This is a genomic window from Enterococcus sp. S86.2, assembly GCF_059834485.2.
On sequence record NZ_CM206813.1, the window covers coordinates 1,968,344 to 1,994,284 of the forward strand.

Annotated in this window: 24 protein-coding genes; 6 read left to right on the forward strand and 18 right to left on the reverse strand. The window is 38.0% G+C overall.

What is annotated here, in order from left to right; genetic code table 11:
* Positions 1-379: 379 nt before the first annotated feature.
* The 10 genes from AC6R0T_RS09285 to AC6R0T_RS09330 form a co-directional block, all read right to left on the reverse strand.
* Positions 380-1,306: a D-ribose ABC transporter substrate-binding protein gene (locus AC6R0T_RS09285; RefSeq protein WP_282462270.1), complete on the reverse strand. Its 927-nt coding sequence runs from the start codon at positions 1,304-1,306 to the stop codon at positions 380-382.
* A 121-nt stretch (positions 1,307-1,427) separates the two neighbouring features.
* Complete coding sequence (locus AC6R0T_RS09290; protein ID WP_206905147.1) at positions 1,428-2,393, reverse strand: ABC transporter permease; 966 nt, start codon at positions 2,391-2,393, stop codon at positions 1,428-1,430.
* Positions 2,394-2,395: 2 nt separating this feature from the next.
* Positions 2,396-3,880, reverse strand: coding sequence for a sugar ABC transporter ATP-binding protein (locus AC6R0T_RS09295; RefSeq protein WP_206905150.1), 1,485 nt, complete (start codon positions 3,878-3,880; stop codon positions 2,396-2,398).
* 12 nt (positions 3,881-3,892) lie between these two features.
* Positions 3,893-4,291, reverse strand: a complete 399-nt coding sequence (gene rbsD, locus AC6R0T_RS09300; protein WP_303754652.1) for a D-ribose pyranase — start codon at positions 4,289-4,291, stop codon at positions 3,893-3,895.
* Entirely contained in the window at positions 4,266-5,168 is a 903-nt protein-coding gene (gene rbsK / locus AC6R0T_RS09305) for a ribokinase (RefSeq protein ID WP_303754651.1), read from the reverse strand. The genes rbsD and rbsK overlap by 26 nt, the downstream gene beginning before the upstream one ends.
* On the reverse strand, positions 5,165-6,184 hold the full coding sequence (locus AC6R0T_RS09310) for a LacI family DNA-binding transcriptional regulator (RefSeq protein WP_230709232.1): 1,020 nt from the start codon (positions 6,182-6,184) through the stop codon (positions 5,165-5,167). Before AC6R0T_RS09310 ends, rbsK begins: the two co-directional genes overlap by 4 nt.
* A 422-nt stretch (positions 6,185-6,606) precedes the next feature.
* On the reverse strand, positions 6,607-6,921 hold the full coding sequence (gene trxA / locus AC6R0T_RS09315) for a thioredoxin (protein ID WP_206905164.1): 315 nt from the start codon (positions 6,919-6,921) through the stop codon (positions 6,607-6,609).
* A gap of 218 nt (positions 6,922-7,139) precedes the next feature.
* Positions 7,140-9,509, reverse strand: a complete 2,370-nt coding sequence (locus tag AC6R0T_RS09320; RefSeq protein ID WP_303754650.1) for an endonuclease MutS2 — start codon at positions 9,507-9,509, stop codon at positions 7,140-7,142.
* A 71-nt stretch (positions 9,510-9,580) separates the two neighbouring features.
* Entirely contained in the window at positions 9,581-10,129 is a 549-nt protein-coding gene (locus AC6R0T_RS09325; RefSeq protein ID WP_303754649.1) for a CvpA family protein, read from the reverse strand.
* A 3-nt stretch (positions 10,130-10,132) separates the two neighbouring features.
* Positions 10,133-10,582 (reverse strand): cell division protein ZapA, encoded by a 450-nt coding sequence (locus AC6R0T_RS09330; protein ID WP_303754648.1) that lies wholly within the window; start codon positions 10,580-10,582, stop codon positions 10,133-10,135.
* A 211-nt stretch (positions 10,583-10,793) separates the two neighbouring features.
* On the opposite strand from AC6R0T_RS09330, the gene rnhC reads away from it, so the two are divergent.
* Positions 10,794-11,750 (forward strand): ribonuclease HIII, encoded by a 957-nt coding sequence (rnhC, locus tag AC6R0T_RS09335; protein ID WP_303754647.1) that lies wholly within the window; start codon positions 10,794-10,796, stop codon positions 11,748-11,750.
* Positions 11,751-11,860: 110 nt separating this feature from the next.
* On the opposite strand, the gene AC6R0T_RS09340 is transcribed toward rnhC, so the two are convergent.
* The 6 genes from AC6R0T_RS09340 to AC6R0T_RS09365 all read right to left on the reverse strand — a co-directional run bounded on the left by AC6R0T_RS09340 (position 11,861) and on the right by AC6R0T_RS09365 (position 19,492).
* Complete coding sequence (locus AC6R0T_RS09340) at positions 11,861-12,220, reverse strand: hypothetical protein (protein ID WP_206905173.1); 360 nt, start codon at positions 12,218-12,220, stop codon at positions 11,861-11,863.
* Between the two features lie 94 nt (positions 12,221-12,314).
* Positions 12,315-14,069 carry an ABC transporter ATP-binding protein gene (locus AC6R0T_RS09345; RefSeq protein WP_303754646.1) on the reverse strand — a complete coding sequence of 585 codons (1,755 nt, stop codon included), beginning with the start codon at positions 14,067-14,069 and terminating at the stop codon, positions 12,315-12,317.
* A gap of 51 nt (positions 14,070-14,120) precedes the next feature.
* On the reverse strand, positions 14,121-15,854 hold the full coding sequence (locus tag AC6R0T_RS09350; RefSeq protein ID WP_303754645.1) for an ABC transporter ATP-binding protein: 1,734 nt from the start codon (positions 15,852-15,854) through the stop codon (positions 14,121-14,123).
* A 541-nt stretch (positions 15,855-16,395) separates the two neighbouring features.
* The gene (locus AC6R0T_RS09355; protein ID WP_303754644.1) at positions 16,396-17,064 is read right to left on the reverse strand and encodes an amino acid ABC transporter permease; all 669 of its coding nucleotides are present in this window, start codon (positions 17,062-17,064) and stop codon (positions 16,396-16,398) included.
* Entirely contained in the window at positions 17,064-17,915 is an 852-nt protein-coding gene (locus AC6R0T_RS09360) for a transporter substrate-binding domain-containing protein (protein ID WP_282462260.1), read from the reverse strand. The genes AC6R0T_RS09355 and AC6R0T_RS09360 overlap by 1 nt, the downstream gene beginning before the upstream one ends.
* A 131-nt stretch (positions 17,916-18,046) precedes the next feature.
* On the reverse strand, positions 18,047-19,492 hold the full coding sequence (locus AC6R0T_RS09365) for an amidase (protein ID WP_303754643.1): 1,446 nt from the start codon (positions 19,490-19,492) through the stop codon (positions 18,047-18,049).
* A gap of 535 nt (positions 19,493-20,027) precedes the next feature.
* Between AC6R0T_RS09365 and AC6R0T_RS09370 the strand changes: the two genes are divergently transcribed.
* Genes AC6R0T_RS09370 through AC6R0T_RS09385 form a run of 4 tightly spaced genes read left to right on the forward strand, consistent with a single transcriptional unit; the run spans position 20,028 to position 23,495 of the window.
* Positions 20,028-20,885 (forward strand): hypothetical protein, encoded by an 858-nt coding sequence (locus tag AC6R0T_RS09370; RefSeq protein WP_303754642.1) that lies wholly within the window; start codon positions 20,028-20,030, stop codon positions 20,883-20,885.
* A gap of 11 nt (positions 20,886-20,896) precedes the next feature.
* A complete protein-coding gene (locus AC6R0T_RS09375) occupies positions 20,897-21,034 on the forward strand; it encodes a hypothetical protein (protein ID WP_206905189.1) in 138 nt (45 codons plus the stop codon).
* Positions 21,027-22,337 (forward strand): glycosyltransferase family 2 protein, encoded by a 1,311-nt coding sequence (locus tag AC6R0T_RS09380; protein WP_303754641.1) that lies wholly within the window; start codon positions 21,027-21,029, stop codon positions 22,335-22,337. The genes AC6R0T_RS09375 and AC6R0T_RS09380 overlap by 8 nt, the downstream gene beginning before the upstream one ends.
* A gap of 33 nt (positions 22,338-22,370) precedes the next feature.
* Positions 22,371-23,495, forward strand: coding sequence for a family 8 glycosyl hydrolase (locus tag AC6R0T_RS09385; RefSeq protein ID WP_206905195.1), 1,125 nt, complete (start codon positions 22,371-22,373; stop codon positions 23,493-23,495).
* Between the two features lie 176 nt (positions 23,496-23,671).
* Here the strand turns inward: AC6R0T_RS09385 and AC6R0T_RS09390 are convergent, their stop codons facing one another.
* Complete coding sequence (locus AC6R0T_RS09390) at positions 23,672-24,370, reverse strand: YcjF family protein (protein ID WP_303754640.1); 699 nt, start codon at positions 24,368-24,370, stop codon at positions 23,672-23,674.
* Between the two features lie 133 nt (positions 24,371-24,503).
* On the reverse strand, positions 24,504-25,076 hold the full coding sequence (locus tag AC6R0T_RS09395; RefSeq protein WP_303754639.1) for a TetR/AcrR family transcriptional regulator: 573 nt from the start codon (positions 25,074-25,076) through the stop codon (positions 24,504-24,506).
* Positions 25,077-25,227: 151 nt separating this feature from the next.
* Here AC6R0T_RS09395 and AC6R0T_RS09400 point away from each other — a divergent pair, with 151 nt between their 5' ends.
* Positions 25,228-25,929: an ABC transporter ATP-binding protein gene (locus tag AC6R0T_RS09400; RefSeq protein WP_206905204.1), complete on the forward strand. Its 702-nt coding sequence runs from the start codon at positions 25,228-25,230 to the stop codon at positions 25,927-25,929.
* Positions 25,930-25,941: the final 12 nt, after the last annotated feature.

Consider the following 25,941-nt stretch of genomic DNA (forward strand, 5'->3'; position numbering starts at 1 on the left):
TGTAGGTACCATAAAGCTACTAAATTTTTCTTTTTAAAATAAAGAACATTTTCTAACTAACCACATCTTTCCATAAATCAGATGATCCTAAAAATATGAGAAAGCATTTTTCAATTCTTCAATTTATGACTGTAAGACCTTTTATTACATACGTAAAACTGCTGTAAAATAGCCACTAATGCTTTTTGTACTTGCTTTACTTTTGTTAATAGACTTCTAAGAGACAGTCTTTTAGCTTCAACTGTTGCACACTTTGCAGGGATTTTTATTATTTTGATGCGACTATGATTTACACAAAGAGGAGGTGTGACAAAAATCTTGTCACACCTCCTTTTGTGTAAATGATGTTTTAGCGTAGCCTCATTTAGAATTTATCTCTTTATTTAGTTACCAAATCAAGTGGTGAGTCGATTTTTTCATCCACTTTTTTACCAGCAAAGTGATCATATGCAGCTTGCAAGGCTAATTTACCCATCTCTTCTGGTTTTTGAGCAATTGTGGCACTCATTTTACCATCTTTAATCGCTTTTAAGCCGTCTTCTGTTCCATCAAAGCCAACAATGATAAAGTCTTTTCCCTTACTACTTGCTGCTTCTGAAGCACCTAATGCCATTTCGTCATTTTGTGCAAAGACACCTTGCAAGTCAGAGTGGGCTTGTAAAATGTTTTCCATCACTGTCAATCCTTTAGCACGGTCAAAGTTAGCAGATTGTTTGTCAGCTACATTTAATTTCCCTTTAGCGTAATCATCAAAACCTTTACCCCGTTCCCGTGTGGCAGAAGCCCCTGGTACGCCTTCTAGTTCTGCTACTTTTGCATTTTCACCTAATTTTTCAATGATAAATTGGGCTGCCATTTTACCGCCTTCTTCGTTATTTGAAGCAACAGTCGTTAATAATTTACCTCCATCACTGCTACGGTCAATCGCAATTACAGGAATGTTGGCACTATTAGCAGATTCCACAGCTGGCACAATTGCTGAAGAGTCGACCGGATTAACTAAAATAACATCAACTTTTTGTTGAATTAAATCATCAATGTCGTTACTTTGTTTTGCTGTATCGTCTTGGGCATCGACTACTTTAATTGTGGTTTTATTTTCATCAGCCAATTTTTGAACTCCGTCACGTAATGAAACAAAGAAGGGATTATTTAACGTGGAAACAGAAACTCCGACAGTTAATTCAGCCGGTTTTTTGTCATCTGTTTTACCTTCAGAACTACTTGAGCCGCCCTCTAGACCAGTTGCGCCACATCCTGCTAACATTAGTACACTTGCTGCGAATACGAAAAATTTTTTCATCATTTCTTCCTCCTCATATGAGTGAATTTCTTTTAAAGGATTAAGCTTTTTGCTCACTCCTAAAAACCATTTTTTCCATTGTGTGTTGCTTTTTTAAGGGCTTACATTTTTTAGTTATCTGGATTTATTTCTTTTTACGATCAAGTAAAACCGCAATCACAATTACGATCCCTTTAACAATCTGTTGATAAAAACTAGAAACACCTAATAGGTTCAACCCGTTGTTCAAAGTACCGATAATCAAAGCCCCGACTAAAGTACCAAAAATACGTCCTTTCCCCCCTGAAAGACTAGTTCCGCCTAAAACTACAGACGCAATTGCATCCATTTCATATGACTGACCAGCTGTCGGTTGGGCAGAATTTAAACGTGAGGTGATAATCATCCCACTAATTGAAGCCATTAAACCGGATAGCGAATAAATCAAAATTTTGATTTTATCGATTTTGACCCCCGCAACAAAAGCCGCTTTTTCATTGCCACCGATAGCATAAGTCTTACGACCAAAAGCCGTTTTGTGCAAAAGAACAAAAAGAACAATAAACATAATAAACAGTAAAACTACTGGAAAAGGAATGCCAAATAAATAGCCCCGACCTAAAAAGCTAAAGAAAAAGCTATCCCCTAAACCGGTAATAGGATTCCCTTTTGTATAAACAAGTGTTGCACCGCGATAAATCGTCATTGTTGCCAAGGTAGCAATAAAAGGTGCCATACTTCCCTTTGAAATTAATAACCCATTAATAGCTCCTAAAATCGCTCCGGTTAAAAGCCCAAGTAAAACGGCTAAAGGTGCACTCATACCATTGGCGATAAAACCGGCTGTTAATGCACTGGATAAAGCGAGTGTTGAGCCCACTGACAAATCAATTCCACCAGTCAAAATAACAAATGTCATTCCAAAAGCAATAAAACCATTGGCAGCAACCTGCCGCAATAAGTTCAACAGATTGTTGGGATTTAAGAATTCACGATTCATAACAGAAACGACAATGACCAAGACAATAAGCGCAAGTAATGGTCCTAATTTTGCAATAATACCTGCTGCATCAAAATTACTTTTTTTAGCGACGTTCTTTTTATTCTCCATTTTTATTTTCCTCCTGTTGCATAAGTCATAATTTTTTCCTGGTCAAAATCTACTTTTTGCAATTCACCATTAATCCTGCCCTCGTGAACGACCAAGATTCTGTCGCTTATTCCCATTACTTCTGGCAAGTCACTGGAAACGACGATAATTGCTACCCCGCGATCTGCTAATTCATTGATCAATTGGTAAATTTCACGTTTAGCACCCACGTCTACTCCACGGGTTGGTTCATCTAAAATCAATACTTTTGGTCCAGCACCGATCCATTTGGCTAAAACAACTTTTTGTTGATTTCCCCCAGACAGATCACCAACGATATCATCCTCAGATTGCACCTTGATTAGAAGTCGTTTAATTAATAGTTCGGCAAATTCTGCTTCTGTTTTTTTATCTATCAAGCCATTTTTTACAAAGCCGTCAATGGAAGGCAGACTAATATTATCTAACACAGAGAAGTCCAAGACTAAGCCTTCTGATTTTCTATCTTCTGTTAAAAAGCCAATACCATTTTGAATAGATTTAGCCGGGGACTCGATTTTTTTTGACTCACCTTCAATCGTGATAGTTCCTTCTTCCAAAGGATCTAAACCGAAAATTCCCCGCATAATTTCTGTACGACCAGCCCCCATTAAACCTGAGAAACCTACAATTTCACCACTTCTAACGTTAAAGGAAACATCTTTGAAAACCCCATTTGCACCGGTTAAGTGCGCTGCTGTAAAGACGACTTCTCCGATGATAGCCGTTTTTTGAGGATAATAATCTGAAATTTCGCGTCCCACCATTTTGCGAACTACTTCATTGACGTCTGTCTCACTGGTTTTTGTCGTATCAATGGAAAGACCATCTCGCATCACGGTGATTTCATCACTGATTTGGAAAATCTCTTCCATTCGGTGGGAAATATAAACGATTGCGACATCTTGTGCTTTTAATTGGTAAATAATTTTGAATAAGGCTTTGATTTCCGTATCAGAAAGGGCGGCGGTAGGTTCATCCATAATCAAAATTTTTGCATCGGTCATTAAAGATTTGGTGATTTCAATCATTTGCTGTTGCCCGACTGATAGCTCATCTAATTCTTTATCTAAATCAAGTGAAATTCCCAGCTGAGCAAAATGGTGCAAGGCGATTTCTCGCATTTTCTTTGTATCCAATAAACCAAAAGGGGTCTTTAGTTCGTTGTTCAAAAATAGGTTTTCCAATACGGTCATTTGTGGCCAAGAATTCATTTCTTGATGAATAAAACTAATCCCAAACTCTTCGGCTTCTTTAGGACTTGAAAATGTCTTTTCTTGTCCATCAATTAAAATCGTTCCAGAATCTTTTTTATGCAAACCGGTCAAGATATTCATTAGCGTTGATTTCCCTGCACCATTTTCACCCATCAAGGCGTGAATTTCACCGCTTTTTATTTCAATACTGACATCCCGTAAAACCTGATTTGTGCCAAAAGACTTTGAAATGTTTTTCATTTCAACGTACATGTTATTCCCTCCTTAAAAGATGACAGCAGACTGTAAAATAATGTTGGAATAAGGCGTTACTTCGCCAGTACGAATAACGGCTTTACTATTTTGCGTTTGCTTTTTAAATTCTGTGTGAGAAACATAGACAATTTCCACCCCTTTAGGTAGCGCTTTCAAAACTGCTTGTAATTGTTGGACATTTTGAGTTTTAATTTCCTCTGCTAAAACGACCTTTTCAATTGCCATATCTGAAAGCACCGCCAACAATACATCGTTAAAACTCGGTAGCCCAAACTTTAAAGCTAAGTCAATTTTTGCTACACCATGGGGTACCGGCAGTCCGGCATCCCCAATAGTAATTTGATCTGTGTGACCTAAATCAGCTAAAACTTTTGTAATCTCGCTATTTAAAATGCCATGTTTTTTCATATTGAGGTTGCTCCTTCATCTTTTCTAGTGTCGGCATACCACCCTGGGCACCAAAGCCTTGGACAGAAATTGCAGCAGCCAAATTGGCAAAACGCAAAGCTTCTGACATCTTCAAGCCATATAGTAAAGCAGTTGCCATCGCAGCGTTAAACGTATCTCCTGCCCCTGTTGTATCAACTGGTTGCACTTCAAAAGCCGGTACAATTTCTTCTTTTTTACCATCGTGATAAATTGCCCCCATCGCCCCGAGGGTAATCACTAACTTATTGGGATATTTTGCTAATACCTGTGAGCGACTTTGATCAGGAAAAATAATTGCCGATTCGTGCTCATTAGGAGTTAAATAAGTTATCTTTTCAAGATAGTCTTTTGCAAGGGGGCGGGCTGGTGCAGGATTTAACAAAGTTTTAATGCTATGTTCCCAACAAAAATCAATAATTGCTTCATTTGTTGCTTGGGGAATTTCATTTTGTAAGATAACTAAGTCACTATTTAACAACTGCGATGCGAATTTCTCAATATTACTAGGCTTTACCTCGTTGTTAGCAGCAGGAATGACAATAATGCTATTATCATGATCGTATAATACGATATGGGCAGAACCGCTTTCAGCATGTGTAACCCGTTCCACACAACTTACATCCACCCCATTTTCTACTAAATTATTTAAAATTGCTGTACCAAAATCATCACTGCCAACTGCACCAACCATCGCCACTTCCACACCCAAACGACTGGCAGCGACTGCTTGATTGGCACCTTTACCGCCAAATGCAGTCGCAAATTTTTCACCAAAAACAGTCTCGCCTTGATCAGGCTTAATGTTTGTAGTAACCACAAAATCTGTCGACATACTTCCTACAACCGTAATTTTCATTGTGCTTCCTTCTTTCGTAAAGTATCCCGTTTGACTAAACGAGTTGGTAAGACTAATTTTTTTTGCATCACTTTTTGTCCGTTCATTAACTGATACAACATCTCAGCACCTTTATATCCCATTTCATAAGCCGGCTGATGAATCGTCGTTAGCGGCGGTACCACCAAATTACTAATTGGAATATCATCGTAGCCGATTACTTGTAGGGCATCGGGCACTTTGATATTCCGGCGGTAAGCCTCTTGAATAAGCGCAATCGCATGAATATCACTAGGAGCAATCACAGTATCAACTTGAGGAAATTGTTCAAACACCGCTTGTGCTGTAATAATTGCATCTTCCAATAAAAAAGAAGCAGAGTTCACGATATAATAATTACTCTTTTGTTGATTTAAAACACTCAAAACTCCTTGTAGTCGTTCTTGGGAGCGATCAATTTCTTTAGGACCAGAGATGACGATAATTTCTTTTGTCTTTCTTTTTAAAACCGTTGTAGCTGCTAAAGCCCCGCCAGCCACGTCATCGGCGTGAATGGAATACTCTGAATCCTTGCCTACACGATCTAAAAACACTAGGGGATGAACACTGTCATAAAAAGCATAGTCGTTATCTACAGCAGATAATACACCAGCCACGTTATTTTGATTAAAGGCGTGTAAATAATCATTAGCGCGTTCAGGATTTTCTTGGACATTGCCTAAAATAACTTGATAACCTTTTGCCTGCAAAAAATCTTCGACACCTTTTGCCAATAATGGGAAAAAAGGATTAGAAATATCCGGTAATAATAATCCCACCAATTTTGATTTTTTTTGATAGAGAGAGCGTGCCACTTCATTGGGACGAAAATCCAAATCTTTTATGGCATTATCAATTTTTTTACGAGACTCTTCACTAACATAACCACTCCCGTTGATTGCTCTTGAAACTGTTGCGACGGATAATCCTGCTAATTTTGCGACATCACGAATCGTTGCCATTTGTTCACCATCTTCCTTGTGTAACCGTTTACACACATAATATAAACGATTTGTATTAAAAATGCAACCAGTTAATCTAATTTTTTTATGGATAAATGAAAAATAGTTAATTGACACCATTATCTGCCAGAAAAAGAACTTCATTACACTTTAAATTTTACGGCCAGTTATCTGATTGGTACAAATTTATTTTTCTACTTCCCGACCAACTAAAAAAAGGCTTCGCAAACTCGCTCAGCTTTTGCGCAATAAGACTAAAATTTTGTTCAGTCGCTCCTCAGACTTAACAAAATTTTCGCTTATTGCCGATAAAGCTAGTTTGTGAAGCCGGACATCGCTAGCGCTTTTAATTTAACGTTTTTAGATGTGAAAATTTTATACTCCCTTAAGAATTAAAAAAAGATTGGGATTAAAGCCAAGCTGGCTTTTGTCCCAATCTTAAATAATAAAACTGAATTTTACAAATGTGATGCGATTAATTGTTCTAATTGGTCTTTTGTATGCACACCAATTACTTTATCCACAACTTCGCCGTCTTTTTTTAGTAACAAAGTTGGAATACTCATTACGCCAAATTGCGCTGGTGTTTCAGGATTTTCATCCACGTCCATTTTAACGATTTTTAACTCGTCTTCATCATGGCTAGCTGCTAATTGATCTAAAATTGGCGCTTGCATGCGACAAGGACCACACCAAGTTGCCCAAAAGTCGATTAAAACTAAACCTTCATCTGTTTCACTTGCAAATGTTGCATCTGTAATTGCTTTTGACATATTATTCCCTCCGATTTTGCGTTGCGCATTTTCTCAACTGAATTTCCCCAAAGGATAACCTTAAATAAGATGTATTATCTCTCTAAAAAAGAGTATAGCACTGAAAAGTTAGGGATGATAATTTTTTGCTTACAATTGGTAAGTGTAAAAAACAGCTTTTGAAAAAGTGCGCTACACTGCATTCTTTCATATTTTTTTGAATTGGATTAATTTAAAAGTTATTTAAACTTTACTACAGTCGCACCATTTCCACCTTGATTTGGCGGTGCAAATTCAAAGCTTTTGACACTGCGATGATTTTTCAAATAATCTGTGATACCTTGCCGCAATGCACCTGTACCTTTACCATGAACAATGGTTACTTGCGGATAGCCCGCTAAAATGGCCGCATCTAAATACTGATCCACTTCATTTAATGCTTCTTCATACCGCTTACCTCTTAAATCAAGTTGGGTTGCGACATGACTACTGTTATCAGAACGGACAGTGCTAACAACACGTTGCACCGGCTCTTTTACAGGTGCGACACTTTGCAGTTCACTTTCAGGTAAGGTCATCTTCAAAATTCCCAACTGAACTTGCCAATTGTGATCGCTCATTTTTTTGATCAAGATTCCCCTTTGACCATATGAAGCAACCAGCACCTCGTCGCCAGCTTTTAATTTTTTGGCTTGCTTGGCTTTTTGTAAGACTTTATTTTTCTTCAAATGATTATCTTCTGTTTGATGCAAATTATCTAGTTTACTGCGGGCATCAATTAACTCATGTTCTTTAACTGCCCCTTGACCTGCAGCCAATTGTTTTTTACGCAAATCAGAAATAATCACTTCTGCTTCTTCTTTAGCCTCATCAACGATTTCGTTGGCTTGTTTTTTTGCTTTGGCTAATTCTTTTTCCCGCTCTTCAAAGAAATAACTATAGGCCTCTTTTAATTCTTGTTGTAATTTAGCAGCTTCATCCACGTAATGCCGTACTTCTAGATATTCTGTTTCTGTCATTTTACGACGATTTTCTAAATCGGCAATCATTTCATTTAAATCTTGACTTTCCCCATCCATAATTTGTTTAGCTGCCGCAATAACTTGCGCATCTAGACCAAGGCGTTTTGATATTTCAAAAGCATTACTACGCCCGGGCACGCCAATTAACAAACGATAGGTGGGACTCAATGTATCAACATCAAATTCCATACTCGCATTAATCGTATTGCTCCGATTGTAGCCATAAACTTTTAATTCTGGATAATGGGTAGTCGCCATGACATAAGCAGATTTTGCACCTAATGCATCTAGAATGGCAATGGCTAGCGCAGCTCCTTCTTGCGGATCTGTCCCTGCTCCTAATTCATCAAATAAAACTAAACTGTCTTTGTCTACTTTGGCTAAAATTGAAACGATATTGGTCATGTGAGAAGAAAAAGTAGACAGACTTTGCTCAATGGATTGTTCATCACCAATATCTGCAAATATCTCATGGAAAATTCCCATTTGACTGTCTTCTGCAGCGGGAATTGGTAATCCCGACTGCCCCATTAATTGCAACAACCCTAACGTTTTTAAGGTAATTGTTTTCCCACCAGTATTCGGACCCGTGATTACAACGGCTTGGAAGTCTTTACCGATCATAATATCGTTGGCAACGACAATATCTTGATTGATTAACGGGTGACGTGCTTGTTTGAAAAAGACATGATTTTCTGAACTAATGGTTGGCACGACTGCTTTTAACTCTTTTGCAAATCGCGCTTTCGCATTCATTAAGTCAAATTTGCCTAGGACAAAAGCATTGTGAAGAATCTCTTTTTGATAAGGAACCAACTCAGCTGAAAGTTCAGCTAAAATACGTTCAATCTCTTGTCGTTCATTGATTTGGTGTTGCCGTAAACGGTTGTTTGATTCAACGATTTGTTTTGGCTCAATAAAAAGCGTTTGACCAGAAGAACTTTGGTCGTGAACAACACCACCAAAAACACCGCGGTATTCTTGTTTAACGGGAATTACATAACGATCATTTCGCATCGTAATAATCGTGTCACTTAAATAGCGGGCATTATTTCCACGTAAAATCCCATCCAACTGTTCTCGAATCGTTCGTTCACTTCGCCGAATGTTATTGCGGATAATTTTTAATTCTGGTGAAGCTTCATCGGTGACATAACCATCTTCGTCAATTGCACTTTGCAAGCGTCGTGTTAGTTCTGGCATCGTTTCTAATTGGTCATTCCAATCATAAAGACGCAAAAACTCAATTTCACTATCGGCTAAATCGGCGATAAATTTTTTGACCTGTCCGGTTGTGGATAAAACCCGCGCAATTTGCGCTAATTCACTACCATTTAAGTCTGCTCCAATTTCAATTCGCTTCATTTGCGGCCGAATATTTTCAATCTTAGGAATGGGTATTCCACCGCGTAAACGCTGGACTTTTAATCCATCTGCCGTTTCATTTAACCAACTATTGATAACCGTTTCATCAGTACTTGGGATTAAATTCCCTAACTCTTCTTCCCCTTGTGCTGTTTGGAGGTATTGTGCCACCATTTGTTTCACAGAAGAAAACTCTAAGGTTTCATAGATACGTTTGTTCATTTCTTTCACCTACCTGTTAAAATGTGAAAAAAACAGGCCAGTTCAGCTGCTGCCAAACACTGCCCTGTTTTTTAAGCAAGAATACTTGTCACCCACAGATTTTTAAAAAGCCAAGACAAGATAACGGAATGTTCCACAATCATGCGGGTGGAAAAGTGATCTCGAAATATATTTTGAATTGTTGCTAAAGGAATCATCGCTAACACAAAAAGTACAAAGAAAATCACAACATAAGCTGTTAGGACATTCAACAAGCCGCCTAATACCCAATCGTAATTTTCCAATAGACGCTTAAAACGCAAATTGTTTAAAAAGACAGCAATTAAACTTGTAACTAGCCAACCAATAAACATGACTACCAAAAATGCAACTGCTGCATAATACGCCTTATCCAAATCCAAAGACTGCGTTTGGCTATAAAAAACCATTTTGGAATCTGGGGTAACAGAAGGATATGGAATGTATAGTTCCAATTTTTTTGCTAGGCCTTGGTAACTAAAACACGCCACAGCAAAAGATAAAAAATATCCTAGCGTGTATACTAATTGTAATGGCGTTCCACGGCGACCTCCAATATAAAACGCAATCACAAGTATCAGGATAATCAATAATCCAACCATCTGTTAGTCCTTTCTGTCTAGTGACGTCTTTTGTTTAATTTGTTCTTTTCTAGCTTCGTTTAAAATTTGTTGGGCGTGAACATGGTTTTTGATTTTAACATCTGTTTGCCCTTGTTCCGCCAAATATTTTCGCGCTTCGCTTTCAATTGTCTCAATTCGTTTGACGCGATTTTCCAATTCGACAATTCGAACTGTCTTCTCCCGTAGCTCTTGCACCTCTTTTTGTAGCCGCAATACTTCTGCTTGTTTGTCTACTTGGTCTGAGACTGCATTGACTGCTAATAAAATCGCAGCTTGTTCATCATTAATCTGGGGTGAAATCATCTTTATCTCACTTAGCTGTTCGTTCACAAGCTTTGTGACCAGATTCATATGCTGTGAACTCTTATTTCCAATAATCGTATAACTACGATTAGCGATCACAGCTTTATAGCGTTTGCGTTCCGCTACCATGCTCTGTCTTCCCTTCTTCATAACTTTCAGAAAACCAACTGCATTATTATAGCACTTTTACCACTAAAAGTTTTAGCGGCAAACTCCTGTATATTATAGGGTAAAAACGGTAAAATTTCCACGATTAGTTAAAATTCTCCTGTTTACCCTCTGCTTTTTTATATCTATGTTAAAATCTAATAGCAAATACAACATAAAAAAGGACGTTTTGATGAATACAATTGTTTTAAAATTAAGTAAAATTCAACTTGATCAGTTAAAAGCGCATTATGCGCCCTTTACTGTTCCCACTAAAACTCCCTATACCTTATTTGTTGCCAAAAAAAGTGGTGTCACAATCACCGGCTATACATCTGGTAAAGTAATGTTTCAAGGTACTAACGCTCAAAGTGAGGCTAGTAAATGGGATAACAAAAATGCGACAGTCGCAAGTAATACAAGTAAAAAAAATACCAGCACCTCTAATGGAAAAAATAATTTACCTACTGGTGGACTGCCAAAAGATTTTGCCAAAAAAAGTATCATCGGTAGTGATGAAGTAGGCAATGGCAGTTATTTTGGTCCTTTAGTAGTCTGTGCCGTTTATGCAGCAAGTGAAAATCTAGCATACTTAAAAGAAATTGGCGTCAAAGACTCCAAAATGTTAACTGATAAAGAAATTCGGCAACTAGCGCCTAAAATTGAAGCAGTCGTTCCTTTTCAAAAATTAATTGTCACACCAGAAAAGTATAACGAAATCCAACCAAAGTATAACGCTGTACGCATGAAAGTCGCGTTACACAATCAAGCAATTTACTTACTCCAGCAAAAAATTGCGCCTGTTAAAGAAGAAGGAATCTTAATTGATCAATTCACCTCAGAAACAAATTATCGCAAATATTTGCAGCAGGAAAAAAATCAAGTTACTAAAAATCTCTATTTTGTAACAAAAGGAGAACAATATCATCTGGCTGTCGCCGCTGCTTCTATTTTATGCCGGGCTAGTTTTTTAGCAGAGCTAGATGCGGCTTCAATGAAATTAGGTTTTGTTGTACCCTCAGGGGCTGGTAGTAAGTCTGATCAAGTGGCAGCAAAAATATTACAGCAAGGCGGCATCACGCTGTTAGCACAATACGCTAAACTGCATTTTGCCAATACGCAAAAAGCGCAAAAATTAGCACGCTATTAATACGCGAAAATAATACCCGAAAAATTCACTTCCCTTGCCACCTCAATAAAAACAACCGGGCGCACTTAGGAGTAGAAATTTTTCGGGTAGTTTAGTTACAACGTATAAAACTAGGATTTCGGACCTTTGAAAAGTTTGGAAAAATCACCTTTTTGGGTTTGAAACTTATAAAAAATATGGAACAGACCACAGGCAACCATTAACATGCCATAGTAAAAATTTCCCTGCCAAACAGCAAACGTATTTAACGTTGCAATCAGCGCCAAAATAATAACATAGCAAACAAGGACACGAAGCATAACTCCTTTAGGTTGAATTTTATTGAAATAGGCTTCCCAAGCGCTCTGATCCATGTTGCTGACTTTACTTTTGATTTGCAAATACAACAACCAAACGCCAGTACTTAAGAACAACGCACTGTAAATTCCAACCAAAATCATGACAAATAAACTTAAAATATCACTGACCATTTTAAACTTCCAATCTATAAAATATCCATTTCCAACAGCTAAAAATGTCTGCTACGATTTTAACACAGGGATTTAGAATGTCAAAAATTGTCCATTATGCTGATAATTGGGCCGCTTGCATCTGGTACATTTGATAATAAATTCCCTCTTGTTTCACTAACGTATCATGGCTGCCGCGCTCCACAATTCTCCCTTGATCTAAAACTAAAATCTCATCTGCTTCTTTAATAGTAGAAAGTCGATGGGCAATAATAAACGTCGTCCGTCCTTTTTGCAGTACTTCCATTGCTTTTTGAATAATTGCTTCTGTCTGGGTATCGACATGACTTGTCGCTTCATCTAAGATTAAAATTTTCGGATTAAATACCAAAGCCCTAGCAAAACTGATCAACTGTCTTTCACCACTGGAAAAGGCCTGCCCTTTTTCTACTACCAAATGGTGAATGCCATCTGGATATCGGGCAATTAAGTCCTGGGCTCCAACTTGTTTTAAAGCCGCTAAAACCATTTCATCACTAATACTTTTATCCCCCATATGAATATTACTGGCAATCGTGCCACTAAATAAATAGGGGTCTTGCATGACTATCGCCATAAAACGCCGCAACGATTGGCGACTATAGTCAGCAATTTTTTTGCCATCAATCAAAATACCACCACTATCTGGTTCATAAAAGCGAAAAAGTAAATTTAAAATACTAGATTTGCCCGAACCAGTATGACCAACTAATGCGACAGTTTCCCCGGGTGCTGCTGTAAAATCAATATGATGCAATACCCGTTGTGTTTTCGTATACCCAAAAGATACGTCTTTAAATGCCACTGCACCTTTTTTGATTTGAATCTCATTTTCTTCTTGGCTTTCTATTTTTTCATCGGCCAATTCAAAAATTCTTGTACCGGCCGCAAGAGATTGCTGTACACCTGCTATGGTTTGTACCATACCTTCAATGGGATCAAATAAGCGATTAATATAATCGATAAAAGCATATAAAAGCCCCGCGGAAATTGCCAACTGCCCATTTAAAAAGAAACTAGCCAGCGTTGTGATCACGAGTAAAATCGTTATATTTCGTAAAAAAGTACCCAATCCCCAAGCCGCACCTGCATCGAGTAGGAGCGCTTTTTTACCGACGTTAAACCATTTTGTAACTGTTTGACGAAACTCTTTTAACAGCTGCTTTTCTTTTTGAAAAGCTTGAATCACAGCCACGCCTTGAACAAATTCATTTAATTGACCACTGATTTGGGAAATATATTCTCGCATCGCCAAATTATATTTCGCTGCTTTTTTTGTGTAAAAGTGCTGCCACAATACTAAAACTGGCAATAAAGTTAAAAGTGCTGCCCCCAAACAGCTGTCCAATAAGAAAATCGCAATGTAGACGCCAATAATTTGAATAACATTACTTAAAAGATTACTAATAACACTCACATAAAAACTTGAACGCAAAACTTCGGTATCGTTAGTAATACGGGCCACGATCTTTCCTGCTGGTAATGTATCAAAATAGGCAACCGGCAGTTGGTGTAGCTGAGAAAACAGTTGATCCCGCATTTTCTTGACAATTTGATTGGCCATTTTTCGCAACTGTAAAATACTTACATAACGAAAAAGCGAACCTACAATATTTAACAATAAATAAAAAGCTAATAATTGAATTAATAACATGACCGGCAAATTCCCAGTGTCAAAGGCCGGTGTCATAACATTATCGATCATTCTTTTGGCAATTAAAGGCGAGATTAACTCCAAGCCTGAAGCTAGAATTAATAATAATACGCTAACGCCAAAGATTAATTTGTGGGCTTTTAAATAGCTTAAAAGCCGCTTAATTGTTTTAAACATCTTTTTACTCCTTAACAAACAACTTGAGACAAAATCCCCCCTGAGGGTTTTTTATTTTTCTTGCAACTGTTGATGATAGTATTGTTCTTGGTACCAGCCAGCTGTTTTAATCAGTTCCTGGTGCGTCCCTTTTTGAATGATGTTGCCATCTTCTAAGACAATAATTTGATCAGCAGACGTAATAGCTGACAAACGATGGGTGACAATAATGGAAGTGCGATTTTTTTGGAGCAGTTTAAGCTGGTTAATAATCGCCTGCTCCGTTTTGGCATCCACGGCTGAAAGCGCATCATCTAACAACAAAACCTCGCTGTGGCGCAAGAAGGCCCGGGCCAAAGCTAACCGCTGCTTTTGCCCGCCAGATAATGAAACACCTTTTTCTCCAATCAGTGTCTCCAATTGTAACGGCATTTTTTCAACATCTTGGGCCAATGATGCACTAGCTAAAGCTTGCCATAATTCCTCTTGTGTCGCATCTTCTTTACCAAAAAGTAAATTTTCTTTGATCGTCCGGGAAAACAACGTATGCTCTTGAGGAACTTCGGCAAATTGCTTTCTAACAGCTGCTGTATCAAAAGCTGTTAAAGGCACATTGTTTAATTGCGGAACTTGATCTGAATATGGGTAGCGATGGAGCAACTGTCGCAGCAAGGTAGTTTTGCCACTACCAGTTTTTCCCACAATCCCAACAATTTGACCTTTTTTTATCGTGAGATCAATGTGCTGTAAAACTTTATTAGAACTAGAGGGATAAGAAAAATCATAATTTTCAAAAGTGATTTTTGCAACTGCTGGCAGCATTTTGGGCCCGGCTTGTTCCAAATCATCTTGTGTTTGCAAAACTTCATTGATTCGTCGCCAAGATGCTGCCCCTTGTTGCATCACATTTACCAGATCTCCAGCAGAAATCATGGGCCAAACAATCATGGTTAAATACACTTGAAAAGAAACCATGGCACCAACTGTGATTTGCTGTTTTTGAACCATGAAGGCCCCAACACCAAAACTTGTGACAAAACTAATGGCTAAGATAATCGTAATCAAAGGACCAAAGCGAGAATCTAGTTCTGAAACGCGATTGTTTTTTTCTTTAACGACTGTCGTTTTCGCTTCAAAAGCCTGGCGCGTTTCTTCTTCTAAGCCAAAAGCCCGCACCACGCGAATGCCATCGATGATTTCTAACACTTCACTATTCAAATCAGAAACCGCATTTTGAGCTTCCGTAAAAAGACGATCGACCTTTGAACCCCATTTAAAAATATAATAGGCTAAAGTCGGCATCGGCAATAACGCAATTATGGTTAAAACTGCTGAGACTGTCGTTGCCATCATCAATAAAATAAAGCCCAAAAATAAACTCGTATTCATAAATACCATTAACCCATAACCAACAGTCATCCCCATCACTTGAACATCATCACTAGAACGAGTCATTAAATCGCCCGTGCGAAAACGTTCATAAAACGGTGCCCCCATTTTTAGAAAATGCGCCATCAATTGCTCCCGCAAACTTTTTTGCAAATCATAAGACCCGATAAACAAGTGATAGGTCCAAGTAAAGTCCGCCAAATAGCACATGATAATCGTTAACGCAAAGAGTCCACCGTATTGCAGCAATAACGCAAATGTCAGTGCCTTTTGGATAATGGCATCAATAAACAAGCGAATAATATAAGTTGGTACAACAGCTAACGCGCTGTTAATAATCATAAAGAACAAAACGACAGCGTAACGCTTTTTATGTTCTTTAATATATGCGAATAAATGCTTTAAAACGTATTTCATAATAACCTCCAAAATAAAAGCGATACGAACGTGCTCTGCTCACTCGCAATAAGACGGAAGATTGCGAAATTGTTTTTTAATTTCACAAGATTTTGGCTTATTGTCGCTGTGAGTTAGTTCGTTTAGCTAGATAAAATAAAAGAAATCCTTGCCTGTTTTTATTATAAAAGCTAGATAAAATCTTCTGGCAAGATATAGCTTTTATCATTTTTGCGCGCAAAAAAGACTCTACCCGAGTATAAAACCCAAGGCAGAGTCTGACTGTTAATTCAGCATACTATTGCATTAATTGGAAATATCATACGGGAGTAAGGAAATATTTGCGATGAATGAATGGAATTTTAGTTCGTTTAATGTAATCATCATGCTTTCTCCTTCCCAATTTTTTTGTAAACGTTACCCAAAGGATAACAGGTTACAAAAAAATGCACAAGTATTTTTTTCATAATTATTTAAATATATGCATTTTTCTGTACATTTAATCATCCTTTTACAGTAATCTTGAATAGCCAAAAAAACTATCCCCTCACTACCTTTTGGCTTAGGCTATCGTGCCAAAACGTTTTTCCAAATATTTTTCCAAATGATGTTGGCAAAAGCCAATCAAAATACATAATCCCCAATAAATTAAAGCGACTAAAATATACATCGACATATAATCAAATGTCCGACCGCCAACAATTTTGGCCTTTTGAAAAATATCAGGAATCGTAATCATAGCTGCCAGTGAAGTTCCTTTAACTAAATCCATTGCCACATTTCCTAAAGCCGGCACGGATAAGCGAAAAGCTTGCGGCAAAATAATAAGTCGGATCGTCTGCCAAAAATTCAAACCAGTAGCGTAAGCTGCATCCCATTGTCCATGCTCTACTCCTGTAATAGCGCCGCGATAAATTTCGCCGATAAAAGCACTGCTGGTTAAGCTAAAGCAGATAATCGCAGCCGTTAGCGCCGGCAGTTGATATGGCAACCCAAAATAAAGTAAGAATAGCAAAACCAGAGCTGGGACTCCCCGTAAAAAGGAGATATAAAAACGAATTGGGTTGCGTAATATCTTACTAGGTAAAAAAGACAAGACTGTAAGAATTACCCCAATTATATTTCCCAATAAAAAAGTAATCAAACTAATCCCTAACGTATAACTTAAGCCTTGCAACACAAAAGGTAATGATGCAAGCATCAAGCCAAAATCAAGCTTTGGAATATACATTAGTCTGGTGACACCGTTTCTTTAATTTCTTGTTTTGGTTTAACTGAAACGTCAGTTTGGAAATAAGTTTCAGAGATTTTTTTCAACGAGCCGTCTTTTTGCATAGCTTTTAGCGTTTCATCAACTTTTTCTTTTAAAGCCTTGTGCTCTTTAACAAACAAAAAGCCTGTATGGTTAGCGTTAAAATACACGTCCTCTAAAATTTTAACAGGAATAGCCGGTAATGCTGCAACGGACATTTTTTGTAAATAATAATCATTTAAGATAACATCAGTGCGTCCATTGGCAACGTCGGTTAGATATTGATCATTTGTCGCATTATCATAAGTTACAGGTGTTGCCCCATATTTTTCCGCAATTTTCATATAGCTCGTATTCGGTTCACCGGCGGCTTTTTTTCCTTTTAAATCAGCTAGTGAATGGATACCAGAATCATCACTTTTTCGGACAATCATGCTATCAAAAGAATATTTAATAGGCACTGATAAGGAAAATTTCTTAGCCCGCTCTTTTGATAAACCAAAGTCATTAGCCGCAAAATCTGCCTCACCGCGATTAATTGAAGAAATTTGACCGTCCACATTGTATTCCTTAAAAGTAACTTTGACGCCCAAACGTTTGGCGACTTCTTTGGCCACGTCCACATCATAACCATTTAATTCATTTTTATCGTTATAGTATGAAGAAGGAAACAACGTACCCGAAGTTGCAACGGTTAAGTTTTTTTCCTTTTCTACTTTAGCCCAACTATCATCTTTTGTTGCTGCTTTTGTATTACTATTTCCATTACCACAGGCGGCTAAAACCATCCCGCTTACTGCAATAACTGCTAATGTTGCCCATTTTTTCATCGTCTTCCCCCTGTAATGCTTATTATTTATTAATCCTAGTTTTTATTCACTAGGTTAAATACAAAGATTTACCTGCGAATGCTTTTTATTCCCCAAAGCTAGCAGCAACTATATGTTTGGTCTTGTCCAATTTAATCTTGATACGCTTTTGGTAAATGAAATTTTTTATTTACTTCAAAAATAGTGCCAATTTGAAAAAGTAAATCTTCCCGACCCTTAGCCGCCATAAATTGAATTCCTAAAGGTAGCCCTTCAGCAGTAAGATAAGTCGGCAAACTAATTGCCGGTTCCCCAGTTAAGTTAGCCAATTGGGTAAAGGGCGAAAGAGCCAAGCTTTTTTCAAACATTTCATACACAAGTGCGTCTGCTTGTGCCTCAGACAAATTTTCAGCTTGCGCTAATTTAGCAAAAATTGCTTCACTTTGTAGGCTTGCATCAATTTTCGGTGCTGGGTATGCAGTTGTCGGTGTTAAAAATAAATCGTATTGTGTAAATAATTCCTCCATGACAAAGGCTGCACGATCCCAATTTTGTAAAGTTGCCACATATTTTGCCGCCGAGGTCTTCAATCCTGCTTGGTAAATTCCCCAAGTCATTAACTCCATGTCCTCTTTTGTGACATTACGCCCAATTCCTTGTTGTATTTCAGCAAACATTGCCGCTGTTTCAGCACCATTCATTTTGTAATAATCTAAAATCAGTTGTTTGCCATCAAGTGGATAAGTGATTTCTGTGACTTCATGTCCAGCTTGCTGTAAAAATTCAACCGCATCCTTTACGGCTTTTTTTGCTTCTTTTGAAACATCACTTTTAACTGGTGAGGTTGTGGTATAGGCAACCTTCAATTTATTTTTAGATGGTTTATCTTCCCACTCTAGTTTTGGTGCTTGATAAGGGGCTGCCGGATGTTGCCCTCGCATAGCGTAGAAGAGTTTTTCTGTATCCCGCATGGAAACTGTTAATGCAAAATTAATTGCTGCTCCTTGCCAGTCACGCCATGAATCTGGGCCGGTCGGAATCGTGCCACGGGTTGGCTTTAAGCCAATCAGGCCGCTAAAAGAAGCCGGAATGCGAATCGAACCACCGCCATCACTTGCCGCTGCCAAAGGAAAAATCCCTGCGGCAACAGCCGCCGCTGCCCCACCGCTTGAACCACCAGGAGAATAGGCTAAATTCCACGGGTTACGTGTTGGACCGTAAAGTGTCGGATCGGTAATATTTTTAAACCCAAATTCTGGTGCGTTCGTTTGACCAAAAGGTGTCAGACCACTTGCAGCTAAAGATTTCACAAAATTATTTGTGTGGCTAGCTTTGGCATCTTTAAAAATTCGTGAAGCCGAGGTTTGTGCCCAGCCCGCCTTATTTTGTCCTAAAATTTTTAGTGGTACAGGCAAACCACCAAATACACCATCTTTATTGTGTTCATATTCTTTTTTGGCTGCGATAACATCAAAATCACTAACAAAAGCGTTTAATTTACCTTCTGCTGCTGCTTTTTTGGTTATCTCGGTTAAAAGCGTCTCAATCGAAATATTCCCAGCTTTTAATGCCTCCGCGTAATACGTTGCATCCTTCACGTTTATCCCTCCTGAACTTTTGCTGTTTTATTATGCCTACTTAGCTAAAGCAAGCGCTATCCTTCTTTTGTATTATTACCATACCTACTAAAATAGTACAAATAATATATATTGTAACATTCAAAATAAGTCTGTTATTTACTGACTAATCTCAACTGATACTTTTTTATTCTCCAAATCAATAGAACAGTAAATAATCCTGTTACAAAATTATCCAGCAATTTTTTACTTATGACCAAAAGGATGATTTTGGAAGCTGTCCATTAAAAAAGCTTGCAAACTTCTTCAACGCGTCAGTAATAAACGTTTTTCAAATCTCTTGAAATCTTACCTTTGCTTAAATAAGCTCTTATGAAAGCCAGACAACACGAAGGCAATCAAATCAATATTTTCTCTTTAAAAAATTTACATCGTATTCACAAAAAACACTCATTATCTGTAATTTTTTTACACCATTGTAATCAAAATAAAGGTAGATTTTTATAAGCTATGGTACGCTAGTGTTGAAAAGGACAATTATAATGAGGTGAATACAATGAACAAACTCCGCTTTCGGATTCATTTAGAATTCGGCGTCATTTTGTTGATGGCATTAGACTTACTCCAAAATTTAATTCTATACAATTACGTGGATCGCCAGACTTTTTATTACGCAAATATTCTGGTCTTCTTAGGTATTGTTTTTGGCATGATGGGGACTTCCCTTTTTGTCGTGATTGTTTCGCTGATGATGATCGCTATTGGTAGCTTTACTCTCTACTTTTTTCCAATTGTCATGAGTAATTGGCTGAAAAATTATTTTATTTTTATCGTTCCTGCCTTCACTGTTTTGGGTTATTTCATTAAGACGGATATTTTCTTACGCAAACAAGTAATAAGCAGTAGAAAAGACATGGCGACGTATTTAAAAAATACCGATGCCTTAACCCAACTTGGAACCCTCACAAAGTTCAATGAATCCTACCAACGTTTTGTAGAAACTATTGAACTACGGCCAAAACTAGATCGCTGTTTGGCAGTTTCTCTTTTTTATATTGATTATTTAGACCAATACCGCTATCAAAGTGAAACCAAGACCAATGAGTTAATTAAAATACTGGCGGACGATTTAGAAACCATTCGTTTACCAGAAGAACAACTTTTTTATGTTGGGGATGGAGCATTTGTCGTTTTAACACCTTTAGTTGGTACAGAAAATATCGATCAGTTAAGAGAATTGACGCAAATTACCAAAACGCAGCTGTCTTTAATTCCTTTTGACGGCAACCAAGATATTACCTTGCGTTCTGGTTTAATTGTCTTAGAACGTGATAGTCAGCTAACTGCTGAACAAGTTTTAAGTCGCCTAAATCGTCAAGCCGAGACCGATTTATCTGAAGAATACATTGTTTAAGGAGGATCAATATGCTGACAATTTTTTATTGGCTGGCAATTGTCGTCACCATTTTATTTTTCATTGCAACAATCTTGCTATTTATCAGTGCATTAATTATCCAATCGCGGGTTTGGAAATATTTCAAAAGGAGGAACTTGCGTGGCTAGAGGTTTAATGATTTTTACAATTGTTTCCATCTGGGTTTCAGTCTTCTTCTCACTTTTAACGATTTATGGCGCAGTAACTTTTTTACTAAAAAATTTGAAACCACCTAAACGTAAATTAGATCCACTTGTAGAGTATCCCCTTATTACGATAGTCGTTCCAGCCCACAATGAAGAAATCGTCATCAAAGATACTGTGCGGGCAATATTGAATTTGAACTATCCAAAAGAACAAATGGAAATCTTAGTCTTTGCGGATAATTGTACAGATAATACCTATGAAGAGGCCCTTAGCGTAACGAGATTACCCCAGTATGCAGACTTTAATATTGAAATTATCCAACGCAGGGGTAAAGGTGGCAAAGCAGGTGTATTAAATGACGCCTTAGCAAGAGCCAAAGGCGACTGGCTGTGCGTCTATGACGCAGATGCAATGCCAGAACGCAACGCCCTTTATTTTCTCGTAAAAAAAGGGATTGAAGATCCCAAAAATTACGCTGCCGTTTTTGGTCGCAATAAAACACGAAATTATAAACAAAATTTTTTAACCCGCTGTATCAATTTAGAAGTTGTGACATCCCAGCGCATTCAACATACAGGATTGTGGCAACTTTTTAAAATCGGGCATATCCCTGGCACCAATTTTATTATCCAAAAAAATTACGCCAGAGAAATTGGCGGCTGGGATAACGGGGCCTTGACAGAAGATACCGCATTATCATTTCGAATTATGGAACAGGGAAAATTAATTGCCTTAGCACCCCAAGCAGAAGCTTTTCAGCAAGAACCTGAGACAATCGGCGTTTACTATCGCCAAAGAAAACGTTGGGCCAAGGGAAATTATGAGGTCATCACGGGCAACTTGAAGCATCTTTTTGACAAAAGCAACTGGCGCATCAAATGGGAGGTCTTTTATTACATCAATACTTTCTTTTGGTTTAACTGTGCCATTGTTATCTCTTCTGGGATTTTCCTTGTTAATCTGGTGACGATGTTATTGAATTTTATTGGTTTTACCTTGCAAATGCCCTTTACTTTCGGGGGTGGCAATCGCCAAATAGCTGCTATTTTATTAGTAAATTGGGCAATGATGTTTGCCATTTATTTATTACAAATCAATATTGCTTTAGTTAGTCAGTACGGCCAAGCAACTACAGAAAACTTTTTGTACTCGGTTGCTTCTTATTTTACTTATTCCCAATTGTTCTTAGGCGTTTCAATTGTGGCTTTCTTTTCCTTAGTATTAGACCGCATTTTTAAACGTGATGGTACAAAATGGTATAAAACACAGCGTTTCAACGATTAATCTTTGTTAAATATTTGAAGGTGGAGGTTTGCGATGAAGAAAAAACCCTTAGTATTGTGGGGCATAGCAGCAATTTTGCTGGTATCTTATGTCGCAATTTTATTTATGGCGATTAAAGACAACCGTGCCCATATCCAACAAAAAATGTATGATGATTGGCGCGAACACTATCTAGTATCTTCCAAACAAGGAGATATAGTGAATACAGCTGCTAAAGGTAAAACGGCCCTGTCAGAAGCGCAAGGCTATGGCATGGTGATTGTAACCTTAGCCGCAGAAAAAGGTTTTGCCAAAGAAGCAGATTTTGAAAAATTATATCGCTATTACACTCATTACCAAATCAGCGAAAAAAAGCCCCTGATGCAGTGGCGGCAAGCGGAAACAAAAAAAGGTTGGGTTTCAGATAGTAAACACAATGCAACCGATGGTGATTTAGACATTGCCTATAGTCTGCTTATGGCCAGCAAGTTATGGCCCAATAGTAAACATGACTATAAAACAGCTGCCCAAAACTTATTACAGGCGATTAAAGCATACAATTATAATCCCCATACCGGCTTTCTAACTGTCGGAGATTGGGCAACTGTCGATGAAAAAGCCAGCCAAATTTTACGTCCTTCTGACATTATGCCAGGGTATTTTGATGCCTTTTATAAATTTACTGGCGATCGTTTTTGGCAACAGTTAAATGACCGCGGGATTGAATTATTGCAACAATTATCGGCGCAACACAAAACCGGTCTTATGCCAGACTTTGCCTGGATCAAAGATAACCGTGTGATCGCTGCTAAAGCAAACGAAGTTAATAACAAATATGACGGCGATTATTCCGCTAACGCTTGTCGCATTCCTTTGCGTTTAGCGCAATCTAATGATAAACGCCTGGCGCCTATCTTAAGTAAAATGTTACGCTTTTTTGAAAAAGAGAATATGGTCTTTGCTGGCTACAATTTAAAGGGCAAAGCATTAGTAGATTACCAAAATCAAAGCTTTTCTGCCCCCGTTTTAGTCGGCGCTTATCACGAAGATCCTTACAGTGGTTTAGTTACCTCACAAAAATGGGTCATCCAAGAGCCAATTCACGGTCAAAATTATTACGACGAAACGCTGAAAGTCCTTTCCGTTTTAGAAATGTATAAAAATCTCGACGTAAAATAAAAGCTGTATAAACGCGATCAGCTGAGCTGACTAACAGTAAAAGTAAAGATAATGAATTCCCTTGCGCCACTGATAGCCAGCTAGGATTTAACGAAATTACGCGCAAATAAAAAAATCCCGTACCTACAAACAAAGACGAAATTTCGTCATAACTGTTGTAGCGACGGGATTTTTAGTCATTTCTTATTAGCAGATTGCAAAGCTTTAAACAAAGTATTGAACTGCCCCTTAAAGGACATCACTTGTTCAAAAATATCTTCACCATCATTCAACATTTTTACCGTTACCCAGCCCAAAGACTCAGTGATGGCCATTGCGACTACGGCGTTGACTGCACCGCCACCGATTGTACCGACAACGGGAACAAATTTCAAAATATTTCCGACTGCACTGCGGCCAAAACTAACGACCACCAGCTCCTTTGTCATGCTTTTTCCTATTCCTTCTGACCAAGATTGGCCAAAAATTTTATGAAGTCGCGCCATCATGACTAACTGCACTGGCACTAATAAAAAAGCATCCGAAAATGGAATTGGCGACAAACCAATAATCGCCGCACTCAATGAAGCCATATGAATGATTCCATGGGATTTTTTTTGGGTTGTTTCATCCACACCCTTTAAAAACGGATCAAAAACACTGTCAAAGCGACTGCGGGTGGTCGCTAACAAGGATTCTGCCTTTACTTTAGTGCTATCAAATGTCTTCATGATAATCGCCGCAGCAGAATTTGGTAATTTTTTTACGACATCACCAAAAAAAGATTGAAATGCAGCATCATCAACTTCAGTGTCAGCTAGAACAATTTTTTCTTCCAAATCTTCCTTCTTTTTTACTTCAGCGCCATTTTGACGGCGGCGTGGAAATTTCACCATAATCGTCCCCTTCTCATTCTTTATTTCCGGCATTTCTTACCAAAAGGTAAATTACATTAGCTACTACTTTCAAAATATACTTTTTGACTGTTTTAAACAACTATTACGTTTTTAACGTAATTAAGCTTACTTTTTAATTACGCAGCTCTAACTGTTGTGCGATATTTGCCGGAAAAGAACTCTGCAAAATTTGGACAATTTCGTGGGGATTTTTCTTTGGATATTGTAGCAGCCACGTTTTGATACAACCCAATGCACCACTGACAAAATAAGAAAAGTAAAGCTCCAAATCCGCTTCGTTCTTCGTACCAAAGACAGCTGCAAAACGGGCAATAGAAGAAGGTTTGATCTCTTCTAGTAACAAATTGAAATTTTGTTCTTTGGTTTGATTTAATAAAATAATTGTCGCCAACTGTCTGTTTTCCACAAAAATGGCCAAGAGATTTTCCAACCATGTATTAAAGTCTGGCTGTTTGGCATTTAAACGCTGCAAAACATCGCTAAAAAATTCTGTTTCAATCTGGTGCATCAAATCACTGGGATCTGTGTAATATTTATAAAAGGTCCCACGATTTATATCAGCGGCTTTTGCGATTTCGGTAATCGTAATAACACTTAATTCCTTATTTTGTAAGAGTTGTAAAAATTCCTGTTGAATGATTTTTTTCGTCATTTGGCTACGGCGATTATTCTTGGTACCAACCATAATTTCCTCCTTTTTCTAAACAAATAAATGGCAGTTTGTCTATTTAATAACAAGCAAAAAAAGATTGCTGATTGTTTTGTTTCCAAACTCCTCGTATACTGACATAGTATCATTAATTAAACAAGTTGTTCAATTAAAGGAGAAAACAGCCATGAGCTTTTTAGAAGTAAAAAATGAATCGAAGCGCTACAAAATGGGAGATTCAACCATTACCGCCAATGATTCCCTCAGTTTTTCCGTTGAAAAAGGCGAGCTTGCCATTATTCTTGGTCCTAGTGGTGCAGGAAAATCTACTGTGCTAAATATTTTAGGCGGCATGGATACTCCAGATGAAGGCGAAATTTTCGTCGCTGGTAATGACATTGCCAAATATAACGACAAACAGCTTACAGCCTATCGCCGGACAGATGTGGGCTTTGTTTTCCAATTTTATAATTTAGTTCCTAATTTAACAGCCAAAGAAAATGTCGAGCTTGCAACAGAAGTTTCTAAAAAAGCACTTGATCCTATTCAAACTTTGGAAAATGTCGGCTTGCAAAACCGCCTCAATAACTTTCCGTCACAATTATCCGGCGGTGAACAGCAGCGGGTCTCCATCGCCCGTGCCCTTGCAAAAAATCCTAAATTGCTCCTCTGTGATGAACCGACAGGCGCTTTGGATTTTGAAACAGGAAAACAAGTCTTAAAACTTTTACAAAACGCGAGTCGCAAAAATGGCAATACCGTTTTAATCATCACCCACAACTCTGCGTTAGCACCAATTGGCGACCGCGTGATTCGCATTAATGACGCGAAGGTACGCTCAGTTGAAATAAACGAAAATCCAATTTCAATTGACGAAATAGTTTGGTAGGTGGCTGGTAAA